Here is a 13,769-nt window from a genome sequence, read left to right as displayed (position 1 = left end):
TATACATTTGGGTATGAATAGAAAAAAACGATTCGAATTATTTGTTGACTATTTCGATGAGAATATGCCTATTGCTGAAACAGAGCTGCATTATAACAATGGTTTCGAGTTGCTCGTTGCGGTTATTTTGTCCGCTCAGTGTACTGATAAGCGTGTTAATATGGTAACACCTACTTTATTTTCAGCATTCCCTACTGCTGAATTGATGGCCTTGTCTTCTGCTGATGAGATTTTTCATTATATCCGATCTATAAGCTATCCTAACAATAAGGCTAAACACCTTCATAAAATGGCTAATATGTTGATGACTGACTTCAATGGTCAGGTTCCTGACACTGTAGATGCTCTTCAGTTATTGCCTGGTGTAGGTCGAAAAACTGCTAATGTCGTTGCTTCTGTTTTGTTTGGTGTTCCGACAATGCCTGTCGATACCCATGTATTTAGAGTGTCAGAACGTATAGGGCTTTCCAAAAATTCTAAAAATCCTTTGCAGACAGAAAAGCAATTGGTAAAATATTTCCCTACTGAAAAGTTAACTATCGCTCATCATTGGCTTATTCTTCATGGTCGTTATGTATGTTTGGCAAGAAAGCCAAAATGTAATGATTGTGGTATCACAGACTTTTGTGATTTTTTTCAAAAGAAAAGATAATTTGTTAATAAATGCCGCTCTAAAACTTTGTTAATACTGAGATTTTTTTGCTCTTTTGTTTAGCTAATAAAAATATTAAATGACTAGTTTAAAAGAAGGCGATAAAGCGCCCCAATTCAGTGTTGTTAATCAAAACGATGAAGTGCTAACCCTAGATTCTTACGTAGGTAAGAAACTTATACTTTATTTTTATCCAAAAGATAGCACTCCTTGCTGTACTGCTGAGAGTTGCAATTTAAGAGACAACTATTCTGAGCTATTGTCTTTAGGTTATGACGTGCTTGGTGTTAGTGCCGATAATAGTGCTTCACATCAAAAGTTTATTGCCAAAAATGAATTACCTTTTCACTTACTTTCTGACACTGAAAAAGAAGTTATTAAGGCGTATGGTGTTTGGGGTCCTAAAAAATTTATGGGAAAGGAATATGATGGCATACATAGAACAACCTTTGTGATTGATGAAAAAGGTCATATTGAACGTATTTTTACAAAAGTCAAAACAAAAGAACACACACAACAAATTTTAGAAACATATAAGTAAATAGCTATGAGCGACAAACAAAAAGAAGCAAAATTAAAGGCCTTACAACTTACTCTAGATAAAATGGAGAAGTCATATGGTAAAGGAACAGTCATGCGCTTAGGAGATAAGCCTGTAGAAAATATAGATGCTATTCCAACAGGCTCTTTAGGTTTAGATATTGCGTTAGGAATAGGTGGTTATCCAAGAGGAAGGGTGATAGAGATTTATGGTCCAGAATCTTCAGGTAAAACCACTTTAGCAATACATGCTATAGCAGAAGCACAACGTCAAGGCGGTATTGCTGCGTTTATTGATGCAGAACATGCTTTTGATCAAACGTATGCAGCTAGTTTAGGTGTAAATGTTGATGATTTATTAATTTCTCAGCCCGATAACGGTGAACAAGCTTTAGAAATTGCTGATAATCTTATACGTTCGGGTGCAATAGATATTCTTGTAATCGATTCTGTTGCTGCTCTTACGCCTAAAAGTGAAATAGAAGGGGAGATGGGTGATACTTCTGTAGGTCTTCATGCCCGATTAATGTCTAAAGCACTACGAAAATTAACCGGTACTATCAGTAAAACAGGTTGTACATGTATTTTTATTAACCAGTTGAGAGAGAAAATTGGTGTTATGTTTGGAAATCCTGAAACGACAACTGGTGGTAACGCTTTAAAGTTCTATTCTTCTATTCGATTAGATGTAAGGAGAAGTACTGCTATCAAAGATGCTGATGGCGCTATTGGAAACAAAACAAGAGTTAAGGTAGTTAAAAACAAAGTGGCACCCCCTTTTAAACTGGTTGAGTTCGATATAATGTATGGTAAAGGAATCTCAAAATCTGGTGAAATATTAGATAAAGCTGTGGAATTAGATATTGTTCAGAAAAGTGGTTCTTGGTTTAGTTATGATGGTGATAAGCTAGGTCAGGGAAGAGATGCTGTAAAGCTTGTTTTGCAAGATAACCCTGAATTATCCGATCAGTTAGAAGAAAAGATAAAAGAACAAATCAATAATTAAGTTAATAGCACCTTGTATGTTTAGGCTGCTTGTATTTTCTTGTATCATTGTATTTTTTTCCTGTTCAGAAGGCAAAGTAGGATCTAGTGAGCCCAAGTCTATTTCTGAATTGAGTAAGGCCTTGCTACAGGAGCCTAACGATACTGTTTTACTTAAACAAAGACGTGATTTGTTTATCTCAAATGGCATATTAGATAAAGCAATTCTTGATCAGCAACAACTCTATAATTTAGATTCAACAAACTTAAAATATCGTTATGATTTAGCGGAAATGTATTTTGAGTTATCAGTATCAAATCCTAGCTATGTCAATAAGAGCTTAAACTTGTTAACTGAAAATAACATGGTTTACTCACCTATGTTACTTCTGAGAGCAAAATTGCATTATATATTTCAGGATTATTCTCAATCATTAGTTGATTTAAATACATATTTACCATCTTATCCCTTCAACGCTGAGGCATATTTTTATAAAGGTTTAAATTATAAAGAAATGGGGGATTTAGAAATGGCAAAATCTCAATTTCAAACAGCTGTTGAGCAAGATCCTAATTATATTGAGTCCTATGAACAATTGGCTTTTATTTATGCTTTTAATGGTGATAGCCTTGCGGAGTACTATTTTGATAATGCCTTGGAAGTAGATTCTAGTTTAATTAGTTCTTGGTATAATAAGGGTATGTATCACCAGAATGCAGGAGATTTTTCAAAAGCTAAGGCATCTTATTATGGTATTCTTAGAAGAGATTCATTACATTCTGATGCTAATTATAATTTAGGATATATATCATTAGTTGAGGGCGATTATAATTCGTCTATTGATTATTTCACATCCGTTATTGTTCAGAACCCAAGCTTTGCTTCGGCTTATTTTTCTAGGGGCTTAGCTTTTAAGTTAAATAATGACTTAGTAAGTGCTCGAAAAGATTTTCTTTCAACTTTAGAATTAAGTCCAGAATTTAAGGAGGCTGAGGATGAACTTAAATTTTTGCCATAAAAAAAGGCTCCGTTAGGAGCCTTTTTCATTGTTAGTCTTAGTTTATTTATGCTAATTTTACATTTGTAGCGTTTAGACCTTTACGGCCTTCTTCTAAGTCAAATGTAACTTTGTCATTTTCACTAATTTCATCGATTACTCCAGAAACGTGTACAAAGTACTCCTTATCTGTTTCGTCTTCTTTAATGAATCCATATCCTTTGGTATCATTAAAAAATTTAACTGTTCCAGTATTCATAATTAATTTAATTTATTTCGACAAAGGTAACAAAAAAGGTAAACCATTGATGATTTACCTTCTTTAAATTATTATATGAGTTAAAATTTAACTTTTAACCTTGTCCACTACTGCTTTAAAAGCTTCTGGATGGTTCATTGCAAGGTCTGCAAGAACTTTTCTGTTTAGGGCAATACCCTTTTTCGATACTGCACCCATAAATGTAGAATAACTCATTCCGTGTTCTCTAACACCTGCGTTTATTCTTTGAATCCATAATGAACGGAAGTTTCTTTTCTTTTGTTTACGTCCAATGTATGCATATTGCATTGCTTTTTCTACAGCATTTTTAGCTACTGTATGGACATTTTTTCTACGGCCGAAGTAACCTTTAGCGGCATCTAATACCTTTTTTCTTCTAGCCTTTGCTGCGACAGCGTTTACCGATCTTGGCATAATTTAATTGTTTTAGTAGTTAGCGCCTCTATACGAGAACTTTTGAGCTAAATACTTGGTTAATAATTATTAATTAGAGGCACAATTGTTGTTTGATGTTTTTAACATCAGACTCATGTACTAATCCTGTTTGAGTTAAGTTACGCTTTTGTTTAGTCTCTTTCTTTGTTAAGATGTGACTTTTAAAAGCATGCTTTCTCTTGATTTTACCTGTACCAGTAAGCTTAAAACGCTTTTTAGCACTAGATTTTGTTTTCATTTTTGGCATGATAAATCCGTTTAATTGGTTTTACTTCTTCTTTTTAGGAGCAATGAACATAGTCATTCGTTTCCCTTCTAATTTTGGCATTTGTTCTACAACACCATAATCTTCTAAGGCTTGGGCAAATTTTAGTAATAAAATCTCGCCTTTTTCTTTAAAGACTATGCTTCTTCCTCTAAAAAATACGAAAGCTTTTACTTTCGAGCCTTCTTCAAGGAATTTTAATGCATGTTTTGTTTTAAAAGCAAGGTCATGCTCTTCTGTATTAGGTCCGAAACGGATTTCTTTGATTACAGTTTTTGATGCGTTTGCTTTTATTAATTTTTGTTTCTTTTTTTGATCGTATAGAAACTTTTTATAGTCGATAATTTTACAAACAGGAGGATCTGCTTTAGGAGAAATTTCAACTAAATCCAATCCCATTTCATTAGCGATATTCAATGCTTTTGCTAAAGGAAAGATTCCAGATTCTATGCCTTCGCCTATTAATCTGACTTCAGGAGCAGTAATAAATTTATTGATTTTATGTTCTGCTTCTGTTTTTCTTCTGTAGTTGTTATTTCTTCTTCTTATTGCGATTGTATTCTGTTTTTATTATCTACTCTATTTAAAGTTACTTATCAAACTATCAATTTCTTCGTTGATGATTTTTATGAATTCTTCAATTTTCATACTGCCTAAATCTTCACCACCATGTTTTCTAACAGATACTGTATGTTCGTTTTTTTCTTTTTCACCAACAATTAACATGTAAGGTGATTTACTTATTTCAGCATCTCTTATCTTACGACCGGCTTTTTCAGCTCTTTCGTCAACGAGGGCGCGAATATCGGAATTATTTAGCAGATTTAAAATATTTTCTGCGTAATCGTGATATTTTTCACTAATTGGTAAAATCATAACCTGATTTGGTGTTAGCCAAAGTGGGAAATTACCGGCGCAATGTTCTAGTAAAACGGATACAAACCTTTCCATAGATCCGAACGGGGCTCTATGAATCATAACGGGCCTGTGTGTCTGATTATCAGAGCCAATATATTCTAATTCAAAGCGTTCGGGCAAGTTATAGTCTACTTGTATAGTACCTAATTGCCATTTTCTTCCCAAAGCATCTTTGACCATGAAGTCTAGTTTTGGGCCATAAAATGCAGCTTCTCCATATTCAATTATTGTATCAATACCCTTTTCTTCAGTTGCCTCTAATATGGCTTTTTCTGCTTTTTCCCAATTGTCAGTTGAACCAATATATTTTTCGGGTTGGTTGACATCTCTTAGAGATATCTGAGCTGTGAATTGTTCAAAGCTTAATGTTTTAAAAATGTAAAATACAAGGTCTATAACTTTAATAAACTCTTCTTTTACTTGTTCAGGGGTGCAGAAAATATGAGCATCATCTTGAGTAAATCCTCTTACTCTTGAAAGTCCATGTAATTCACCAGATTGTTCGTAACGATAAACGGTTCCAAATTCTGCAAATCTAATTGGTAAATCTTTATATGAACGTGGCTTTGTTTTATATATTTCGCAATGGTGGGGGCAGTTCATCGGCTTGAGTAAAAATTCTTCACCATCAGCAGGGGTGTTAATCGGCTGAAATGAATCCGCTCCATATTTGGCATAGTGACCAGAACATACGTAAAGTTCTTTACTGCCAATATGTGGCGTAATGACTTGATCGTAACCAGCAGTTTTTTGTGCTTTTTTAAGAAAATTTTCTAATCGCTCTCTAAGTGCAGCTCCTTTTGGAAGCCACAAAGGTAGTCCTTGACCTACTTTTTGAGAAAATGAAAATAATTCCATTTCTTTCCCAAGCTTTCTATGATCTCTTTGTTTGGCTTGTTCTAGAAGTTCCAAGTATGCTGTTAGTTCCTTTTGCTTAGGAAAACTAATGCCATAAATACGTGTTAACTGCTTATTGTTCTCATCGCCTCTCCAATATGCTCCTGCAATGTTGAGCAGTTTGGTCGATTTTATAAAAGAGGTATTTGGAATATGTGGACCTCTACATAAATCGGTAAAATTACCTTGTGTATAAAAAGTAATATTGCCATCTTCTAAATCTTCAAGAAGCTCAAGTTTGTATTGGTCATCTTTTTCTTGAAAGTAAGAAATAGCATCTTGTTTGGATATCTCTTTTCTTACATATTCGTTTTTTTGTCTAGCTAACTCAACCATTTTAGCTTCAATTTTGCTAAAGTCATCGGAAGAGATAGAGTGTTCTCCTAGATCAACATCGTAATAGAATCCGTTTTCAATAGCTGGTCCAATGGCTAGTTTAATGCCTGGGTAAATCGCTTCTAAGGCTTCAGCCATAAGGTGTGCCGAAGAGTGCCACATGGTTTGTTTGCCTAGATCATCATTCCAAGTGAGTAGTTTGAATTCACAATCCTTTTCTATAGGACGGTTAGCATCCCAAACCTCTTCATCTATTTGACATGCTAGAACATTTCTTGCTAATCCTTCACTGATACTTTTGGCAATATCCATGCCTGTAGTACCTTTTTCAACTTGTCTTGTCGCTCCGTCTGGAAGTGTAATTTGTATCATAAAATTTATCTATACTCTTATCTAGAGTCTGCAAATATAATCAAATGAATATATTTTCTGAGAGATTGCTTGTGTTTAAACTTGAATAACTCCTGGGTTATAAGCTGTTTTGATGGGTGAATTGTTTGCAGCTTCTATTCCCATTGAAATTACTTTTCTGGTTTCTCTTGGGTCTATAATAGCATCAATCCAAAGTCGTGATGCTGCGTAATAGGGTGATGTTTGTTCATCGTATCGTTCAGTGATTGTTTTAAGAAGTTTATCCTCTTTCTTTTTGTCGATTTTTTGACCTTGTTTTTTTAGGGATGATTTTTCTATTTGCAATAATACTTTAGCAGCTTGTTCTCCTCCCATTACAGCCATCTTGGCAGTTGGCCATGCGACTATTAATCTTGGGTCGAATGCTTTTCCGCACATAGCATAATTACCAGCTCCGTAAGAATTCCCCATTATAATGGTGAATTTTGGAACTACCGAATTGCTTAAAGCATTTACCATTTTTGCTCCATCTTTAATGATTCCTGAATGTTCAGATCGAGAACCAACCATAAAGCCTGTTACATCTTGTAAGAAGACTAAAGGGATTTTCTTTTGATTACAATTTGCTATAAATCGAGTAGCTTTATCTGCTGAGTCAGAATAAATAACACCTCCAAATTGCATTTCACCTTTTTTACTTTTGACCAATTTTCTTTGGTTTGCAATGAGTCCTATCGCCCAACCATCAATTCTTGCATAGCCGCAAATTATAGTTTCGCCGTAGCCTTTTTTATATTCTTCAAAATCAGAGTTGTCAACCAGTCGGTCAATAATTTCAAGGGTATTATAAGGCTTATCTCTATTGACAGGTAAAATGCCAACTATTTCATTTTTATCTTTTTTGGGATCTTTAGACTCTATTCTGTTGAAGCCAGCTTTTTCAAAGTCACCAATTTTACTGAATATATTACGGATAGTTTTTAGACAGTCCTCATCATTTTCTGACTTATAGTCTGTTACACCTGAAATTTCACAATGAGTTTCTGCACCACCTAAAGTTTCGTTGTCAATATCTTCACCGATAGCGGCTTTTACTAGGTAGCTTCCTGCAAGAAATATAGTTCCTGTTTTATTAACGATTAATGCTTCATCGCTCATTATAGGAAGATATGCGCCGCCAGCTACACAAGAGCCCATAACGGCTGATATTTGTGTAATGCCCATTGACGACATTTTGGCATTATTTCTAAAGATTCTACCAAAGTGTTCTTTGTCTGGAAAGATTTCGTTTTGTAATGGTAAAAATACACCGGCACTATCTACCAAATAGATAATAGGCAGTCTATTTTCCATTGCAATTTCTTGTGCGCGTAAATTTTTCTTAGCTGTAATAGGAAACCAAGCACCTGCTTTTACGGTAGCATCATTAGCTACAATAATACATTGTTTAGAGCTCACATAGCCGATGACAATAACAACTCCTCCTGATGGACAGCCTCCATATTCTTCGTACATTCCATCTCCTACAAAAGCACCAATTTCAATAGTTTCACTTCTGTCATCAACTAAAAATTGAATTCTTTCTCTGGCAGTAAGTTTTCCTTGGTCGTGTTGTTTTTTGATTTTTGCCTTGCCACCACCAATCGAAACTTTATCAAACTTTTGATTCATCTCTGATATCAAGAGTCTCATTTGATCTTCGTTTTTATTAAATTCTAAATCCATAAGACGTTAATGATTTTTAGGTGTTAATTGATTCGAGATAAGCTCTACTATTATTCCCTTCATTAAAAAGAAGATCTAATATACTGAGATTAGCAATAAAGCCGAGTTTATTTTCAAAAACTTGCATATACCTTTTTGTAATTTCATTATCAAAGGTATCCATTCTTTTATCATCTAAATCTGGGTTTTTGATGTAGTTTTCACTGATTTTATAGTCTGTTGAAAGTCCAATTTTTGAACAAATAAAACTCATCATTTCTAAATTCAAGTCTACTAAGAAAGTGTGTTTCTTGTGAAATAAAGGCTGGAATTCATCTTCGTAGTATTCAAAAAATGGAGAAGAACGGTAGGCGCTGGTTATACTTTGCCAATGTTCTTTTTGCCAATGGTGATCATAATTTATCTTAATATCTTTGAACAGTGTTTTAGAGCTGTTTTTTCTAAATTTCGGAACAGTTAGTGTTAATGGTCCATTAGCTCCATAAATAACACATCGCGTTCTTAAGCTTTGTTTTACAAAATAGTCGTTGACTTCTATAATACAATTGCTAGAGAGTAGGTTAGAAAAATACTCAATAGAGCCGAAATATGGGCAAGGTAAAAGTGTAGCTCTAGTGGACTGCATTGAACAACCTATTCCATCTAATTTTGTGAATGCCTTTTTTGTTTTTATCCCAGCTCATCCATATGAAAAGGGCTTTTCCAACGACATGGTCCTCTGGAACAAATCCCCAGTATCTAGAATCTAGTGAATTGTGTCTATTATCTCCCATCATCCAATAGTAATCCATTTGAAATGTATAGCTTTTGCTAAGGTTTCCGTTAATGTAAATATTGTCATCAACTATTTCTAAAGTATTTTTTTCATAGCTTTCTATCACTCTTCTGTATGTCTGAATATTTTGAGTATCTATATCTACTGTCATTCCTTTGGCAGGAATAGTTAATGGTCCAAAGTTATCGAGGTTCCAATTGAATTTATCATCTGGAAAAATTAATTCAGTTGAATTGGTTTTAACACCTTTTTCTGCTACTATTTTTTCAACCTTTTTTACATAGGTAAAGCGTCTTATGGCTTCTAAGCTTTCGTTGTTAAGCATTAATTCATAATCACCATTTCTTGATAAGATTTGGCCTTCGTAAATATTATATTTATTTAATGTTTTTTGACTAAATAAGGTGCCATCGGTTTTAACATAATACCTAAATTGGTTTTTCATCTTTTCGGTAGTACTTTGTGGTTCGCCATTGACAAATAGTCCTGTGTTTTTTATCTCAATGACATCGCCGGGTAAGCCTACACATCTTTTTATATAATTTTCTTTTTTGTCTACTGGTCTTTCTGGGTGTAGTGCATCGTCGGCTGGATAATTAAAGACCACACAATCGTTTCTTTCTATTTTACCCATCCCCTTCATTCTGTGGTAATCTAATTGTATCCATTTAAGATATGCCGGAGTGTTTTTGGTAAGTGGTAATGTATGATGAACAAGAGGAAAAGATAGGGGGGTGTTAGGCACTCTTGGGCCGTAACTTACCTTACTAACAAATAAAAAATCACCTATTAGAAGAGATTTTTCCATAGATGATGTAGGTATGGTATAAGCTTCGATTAAGAAAGTTCTAAGAATTGTTGCTGCTATTACGGCAAATAGAATAGCGTTAAACCAACTTTTGATTTCGCTTTTAGGTTTTTTCTTTTTCTTTTCTTTTTTCTTCCAAAATTGCCAGCTAATAGTTTCCCAAAATAGAATGTCCCCAACGATTAAAGGGAAAAAGTAAAGCCATTCACCATCTATTAAGTAGACTAATAGTGACCATAATATCGTAAATACGATGAATAGTACCACTTTAAAAGATTTGCCTAAAAGTTGTTTTAATTTATTCATTGTTCTTAATTAATTTTTAGAATGTCACTTATAGAGAAACACCCTTTTTTATCAATAATCCACTCTGCAGCAAGAAGTGCGCCTTTGACAAAGCCCATTCTGTTGTGTGCTTGATGAGAAATGGAAATAGTATCTATCGTTGAAGTATATTCTACAATATGTGTGCCGGGAACGTTTTCTTGCCTTTCACTTTTGATATTGATAGTGTCAGAAATTTGCGATTTTAATGTAAGTGCTGTTCCGCTTGGTATATCTAGTTTTTGAGTGTGATGTATTTCTTCAATTGATGCTTTGTAGTCAGTGTGATTATACATCAGTTGATTTAGCTTTTTGTTCAATTCAAAAAATAGGTTTACACCAATACTGAAGTTAGATGCATATAAAAATGCGGTTTCTTGTTCTACCGCCATCTTTTTAATCTCTTCAATTTTTTCTAGCCAGCCTGTTGTCCCAGATACTACAGGTATTCCTTTTAACAACAATTGACTGATATTACTGAAAGCACTTTCTGGTGTGCTAAAATCAATCGCAACGTCAATGTCCGAAAAATTTTGCTTGTTGATGGGGTTTTTGCTAGTAGCAATGAGAGAAATCGAATGTCCCTTTTCTAGAGCAATTTGCTCTATTAGTTGTCCCATTTTACCATAACCTATAAGTGCAATGTTCATATCGGCAAAGTTAAAAATTCATTTTTAATGATAACACCGTTGTTTTACCTATAGGCGTATCAATAATTTTGGGTGTTGTGTTTAAACTCAAGTCTTCACTAATGTCAAAATCAAAAAGATGGGCGTCTACGCTAGCATCTACTATGTTAAGAAGGTAGATTGCCCCAGCAATAATATAGGAAACATCCCTGTTCCTTTCATAATAATCGACAATTGTGAGTAGTTGGCTATTATTGTAAATATCTATATAGTCATCAGTCCCTCCATTAGACCTTGTGATGTATGCGTCTTGATAGGTCGTTAATTTGTTCTGATTATCCTTAATGAAATAAATACTTGTTGCTAGTGAAGCGTAAATAATGGGAACCTTCCAATATTTTTTATTATAAACTTGTCCAGCACCTGGAACAACAGCCGAAAGTATTGAGGCTTTATGAGCAGACTTAATAGTTTTTGATTCGTTAGATTGAGAATGACCAATCAACGAATAACATAAGAGTATATTTAAAATTATGTATTTCAATTATAAACCTAATTGTGAAATGAGATTATATAGATCATCATTGGAAGTGAAGGGAATTTCTATTTTCCCTTTACCACTTTTAGAAACCTTTAGCTTGACGTCTGTACCGAGCTTATTTGTTAGGTCATTGGCTAACTTTTGATGTTCAAAGCTTGGCAATGTCTTGCTTCTATTTCTAGATGTTTTGAGGTATGAGCTTTCGCCAAAATCTTTAACAATTTGTTCGATTTCTCTAACTGTAAAGCCATTGTTAACGGCATCTCTAAAAATGTTTATTTGAGTTTCTTCACTTTTGACGTTTACGAGAGCTCTTGCATGTCCCATGCTAATGCTTTCATTCCTTAGGCCTGCAAGAATTTCTGCAGGTAATTTAAGTAGTCTGAGATAATTGGTAATAGTAGAGCGTTTTTTTCCAACTCTTGCACTCATTTTTTCTTGAGTGAGTTTGCATTCGTCTATAAGTCTTTGATAACTTAAAGCTACTTCAACAGGATTTAGCTGTTCTCTTTGAATATTTTCGACCAAAGCCATTTCTAACATTTCTTGGTCGTTAGCAATCCTTACATAAACAGGAACTGTTTTGAGTTCAGCAATTTGTGAAGCTCTAAATCTTCTTTCCCCAGAAATTAGTTGGAACTTATCGTAGCCTAACTTCCTTACAGTTAGTGGTTGGATAATTCCTAACTCTTTGATAGAGATAGCTAGTTCTTGCAGCGCATCTTGATCAAAATCTGTTCTTGGCTGGAATGGATTTACTTCGATTTGTTCTATTTCTATTTCAGCAACTGCTCCAACTACTTGAGTTGTTTCTGCTATACTTTCATTACTAGTAATATCAGTATTAGGGTCTTTTAATAATGCCGATAGGCCTTTTCCTAATGCACGTTTTTTTTCTGCCATTTTATTGATTTTATTGTGCTAGTTTTTTATTCTTTTCTAAAACTTCTTTCGCTAGGTTAAGGTAGTTGATAGCACCTTTGCTATTCGCATCATGCATAATTATTGTTTGCCCAAAGCTTGGCGCTTCACTAAGTCTTACGTTACGCTGAATGATAGTATTGAAAACCATTTCTTGAAAATGGGTCTTTACTTCTTCAACGACTTGGTTTGATAATCTTAAACGGGTATCATACATCGTTAGTAAAAGTCCTTCGATATCAAGTTCTTTGTTTAAACGATTTTGGACAATTTTAATTGTATTAAGTAATTTTCCAAGCCCTTCTAAAGCAAAATATTCGCATTGGATAGGAATAATGATGGAGTCTGCTGCTGTTAGTGCATTGGTGGTTACTATTCCTAATGATGGTGCGCAATCAATTATGATATAGTCATAGTTAGAATTGACTTGTTCTAAAATTCCTTTGAGTATATATTCTCTGTTTTGTTGATTGACAAGCTCGAGTTCAGCTCCAACTAAATCAATATGTGCTGGAAGTAAGTCTAAATTTGGACTTTCTGTTTTTACTATTGCATCTGTTGCACTAAGGTTATCAATCAAACATTCGTACAGTCCAGACTTTATTTCTCTAGGATCATAGCCAACGCCTGAAGTTGAATTTGCTTGGGGATCAGCATCGACAAGCAATACTTTTTTTTCGAGTACGCCCAGACAAGCTGCTAGGTTGATTGCTGTAGTTGTTTTACCTACTCCACCTTTTTGATTTGCAATTACAATTGTTTTATTCATTTTGTTAGTTTTATATTGAAGTGTAAAATTTATTTGGTTTTAAGGGTTCGTCAGATAAGGTCGTTTATACTAACTTATTTGGCTATATTTACGATTCAAAAATAACCTAATTAATTGACTGCCTAAGAAGAAAAAAACGTGTTTTTTTTAACATTTAGCGCAAAATGTTAATAGCTTTAATTTAAACCTATTTAAATATGTCATTTATTATAAATTCATCAGAATCAGTATTCTTAATTGTTCAGATTTTATCAGTATTATTTTTAACGATTTTGTTTTTACAGTCTGGTATTGATAAGGTCGTAGATAAAAAAGGAAATTTGGAATGGTTAAGCTCTCATTTTTCTAATTCTCCATTTAAAAATTCAGTACCTGTTTTATTGTTTACAGTTACTGTTGTTGAACTTTTGTCGGGAGTGCTGAATTTGATAGGTGTTATATTTCTAATTAAAGACGGTAGTTCAACTTTCGCTTTGCTAGGTACTATGCTAGCTTCAATAGCTCTCATAATGTTGTTCCTAGGTCAAAGAATAGCCAAAGATTATGCTGGAGCACAATCTTTGGTAAGTTATTTCATACTTACAGTTTTAACGCTAATTCTATTTGGATTTACAATGTAGA

17 protein-coding genes are annotated in these 13,769 nt (G+C 33.9%); 5 read left to right on the top strand and 12 right to left on the bottom strand.

What is annotated here, in order from left to right; translation table 11 throughout:
- The first annotated feature begins 13 nt into the window (after positions 1 to 13).
- From nth to P8I29_07385, 4 genes are all read left to right on the top strand, one after another.
- Positions 14 to 652 (top strand): endonuclease III, encoded by a 639-nt coding sequence (gene nth / locus P8I29_07400; GenBank protein MDG1917615.1) that lies wholly within the window; start codon positions 14 to 16, stop codon positions 650 to 652.
- Positions 653 to 731: 79 nt separating this feature from the next.
- Positions 732 to 1,193 carry a thioredoxin-dependent thiol peroxidase gene (gene bcp / locus P8I29_07395; GenBank protein ID MDG1917614.1) on the top strand — a complete coding sequence of 154 codons (462 nt, stop codon included), beginning with the start codon at positions 732 to 734 and terminating at the stop codon, positions 1,191 to 1,193.
- A 6-nt stretch (positions 1,194 to 1,199) separates the two neighbouring features.
- The gene (gene recA / locus P8I29_07390; GenBank protein MDG1917613.1) at positions 1,200 to 2,198 is read left to right on the top strand and encodes a recombinase RecA; all 999 of its coding nucleotides are present in this window, start codon (positions 1,200 to 1,202) and stop codon (positions 2,196 to 2,198) included.
- 16 nt (positions 2,199 to 2,214) lie between these two features.
- A complete protein-coding gene (locus P8I29_07385) occupies positions 2,215 to 3,195 on the top strand; it encodes a tetratricopeptide repeat protein (GenBank protein ID MDG1917612.1) in 981 nt (326 codons plus the stop codon).
- A gap of 46 nt (positions 3,196 to 3,241) precedes the next feature.
- Here the strand turns inward: P8I29_07385 and P8I29_07380 are convergent, their stop codons facing one another.
- From P8I29_07380 to P8I29_07325, 12 genes are all read right to left on the bottom strand, one after another.
- A complete protein-coding gene (locus P8I29_07380) occupies positions 3,242 to 3,433 on the bottom strand; it encodes a cold shock domain-containing protein (protein ID MDG1917611.1) in 192 nt (63 codons plus the stop codon).
- 87 nt (positions 3,434 to 3,520) lie between these two features.
- A complete protein-coding gene (gene rplT / locus P8I29_07375; protein MDG1917610.1) occupies positions 3,521 to 3,868 on the bottom strand; it encodes a 50S ribosomal protein L20 in 348 nt (115 codons plus the stop codon).
- A gap of 73 nt (positions 3,869 to 3,941) precedes the next feature.
- Positions 3,942 to 4,136, bottom strand: coding sequence for a 50S ribosomal protein L35 (rpmI, locus tag P8I29_07370; GenBank protein MDG1917609.1), 195 nt, complete (start codon positions 4,134 to 4,136; stop codon positions 3,942 to 3,944).
- Between the two features lie 21 nt (positions 4,137 to 4,157).
- Complete coding sequence (gene infC / locus P8I29_07365; GenBank protein ID MDG1917608.1) at positions 4,158 to 4,709, bottom strand: translation initiation factor IF-3; 552 nt, start codon at positions 4,707 to 4,709, stop codon at positions 4,158 to 4,160.
- A gap of 24 nt (positions 4,710 to 4,733) precedes the next feature.
- The gene (gene thrS / locus P8I29_07360; protein ID MDG1917607.1) at positions 4,734 to 6,677 is read right to left on the bottom strand and encodes a threonine--tRNA ligase; all 1,944 of its coding nucleotides are present in this window, start codon (positions 6,675 to 6,677) and stop codon (positions 4,734 to 4,736) included.
- Between the two features lie 75 nt (positions 6,678 to 6,752).
- Positions 6,753 to 8,381, bottom strand: a complete 1,629-nt coding sequence (locus tag P8I29_07355) for a carboxyl transferase domain-containing protein (GenBank protein MDG1917606.1) — start codon at positions 8,379 to 8,381, stop codon at positions 6,753 to 6,755.
- A gap of 16 nt (positions 8,382 to 8,397) precedes the next feature.
- Positions 8,398 to 9,006: a WbqC family protein gene (locus P8I29_07350; protein MDG1917605.1), complete on the bottom strand. Its 609-nt coding sequence runs from the start codon at positions 9,004 to 9,006 to the stop codon at positions 8,398 to 8,400.
- Positions 8,993 to 10,270, bottom strand: coding sequence for a signal peptidase I (gene lepB, locus P8I29_07345; GenBank protein ID MDG1917604.1), 1,278 nt, complete (start codon positions 10,268 to 10,270; stop codon positions 8,993 to 8,995). Before lepB ends, P8I29_07350 begins: the two co-directional genes overlap by 14 nt.
- A gap of 5 nt (positions 10,271 to 10,275) precedes the next feature.
- Complete coding sequence (locus P8I29_07340; GenBank protein MDG1917603.1) at positions 10,276 to 10,938, bottom strand: dihydrodipicolinate reductase C-terminal domain-containing protein; 663 nt, start codon at positions 10,936 to 10,938, stop codon at positions 10,276 to 10,278.
- Between the two features lie 10 nt (positions 10,939 to 10,948).
- Complete coding sequence (locus P8I29_07335) at positions 10,949 to 11,461, bottom strand: DUF5683 domain-containing protein (GenBank protein ID MDG1917602.1); 513 nt, start codon at positions 11,459 to 11,461, stop codon at positions 10,949 to 10,951.
- A complete protein-coding gene (locus tag P8I29_07330) occupies positions 11,462 to 12,361 on the bottom strand; it encodes a ParB/RepB/Spo0J family partition protein (GenBank protein MDG1917601.1) in 900 nt (299 codons plus the stop codon).
- Between the two features lie 10 nt (positions 12,362 to 12,371).
- On the bottom strand, positions 12,372 to 13,148 hold the full coding sequence (locus P8I29_07325; protein ID MDG1917600.1) for an AAA family ATPase: 777 nt from the start codon (positions 13,146 to 13,148) through the stop codon (positions 12,372 to 12,374).
- A gap of 197 nt (positions 13,149 to 13,345) precedes the next feature.
- Between P8I29_07325 and P8I29_07320 the strand changes: the two genes are divergently transcribed.
- On the top strand, positions 13,346 to 13,768 hold the full coding sequence (locus P8I29_07320) for a DoxX family protein (GenBank protein ID MDG1917599.1): 423 nt from the start codon (positions 13,346 to 13,348) through the stop codon (positions 13,766 to 13,768).
- The last annotated feature ends 1 nt before the right edge of the window (position 13,769 follow it).

This window comes from Flavobacteriales bacterium, from assembly GCA_029248105.1.
Classification (GTDB): Bacteria; Bacteroidota; Bacteroidia; order Flavobacteriales; family UBA7312; genus UBA8444.
Note: the sequence above shows the minus strand (reverse complement) of the source record. Positions and strands in the feature narration are given on the sequence as shown.

Coding starts and splice junctions, on each gene's coding strand:
- nth (MDG1917615.1), top strand. CDS start 14: ATGAATAGAAAAAAACGATTCGAATTATTTGTTGACTATTTCGATGAG.
- bcp (MDG1917614.1), top strand. CDS start 732: ATGACTAGTTTAAAAGAAGGCGATAAAGCGCCCCAATTCAGTGTTGTT.
- recA (MDG1917613.1), top strand. CDS start 1,200: ATGAGCGACAAACAAAAAGAAGCAAAATTAAAGGCCTTACAACTTACT.
- P8I29_07385 (MDG1917612.1), top strand. CDS start 2,215: ATGTTTAGGCTGCTTGTATTTTCTTGTATCATTGTATTTTTTTCCTGT.
- P8I29_07380 (MDG1917611.1), bottom strand. CDS start 3,433: ATGAATACTGGAACAGTTAAATTTTTTAATGATACCAAAGGATATGGA.
- rplT (MDG1917610.1), bottom strand. CDS start 3,868: ATGCCAAGATCGGTAAACGCTGTCGCAGCAAAGGCTAGAAGAAAAAAG.
- rpmI (MDG1917609.1), bottom strand. CDS start 4,136: ATGCCAAAAATGAAAACAAAATCTAGTGCTAAAAAGCGTTTTAAGCTT.
- thrS (MDG1917607.1), bottom strand. CDS start 6,677: ATGATACAAATTACACTTCCAGACGGAGCGACAAGACAAGTTGAAAAA.
- P8I29_07355 (MDG1917606.1), bottom strand. CDS start 8,381: ATGGATTTAGAATTTAATAAAAACGAAGATCAAATGAGACTCTTGATA.
- P8I29_07350 (MDG1917605.1), bottom strand. CDS start 9,006: ATGCAGTCCACTAGAGCTACACTTTTACCTTGCCCATATTTCGGCTCT.
- lepB (MDG1917604.1), bottom strand. CDS start 10,270: ATGAATAAATTAAAACAACTTTTAGGCAAATCTTTTAAAGTGGTACTA.
- P8I29_07340 (MDG1917603.1), bottom strand. CDS start 10,938: ATGAACATTGCACTTATAGGTTATGGTAAAATGGGACAACTAATAGAG.
- P8I29_07330 (MDG1917601.1), bottom strand. CDS start 12,361: ATGGCAGAAAAAAAACGTGCATTAGGAAAAGGCCTATCGGCATTATTA.
- P8I29_07325 (MDG1917600.1), bottom strand. CDS start 13,148: ATGAATAAAACAATTGTAATTGCAAATCAAAAAGGTGGAGTAGGTAAA.
- P8I29_07320 (MDG1917599.1), top strand. CDS start 13,346: ATGTCATTTATTATAAATTCATCAGAATCAGTATTCTTAATTGTTCAG.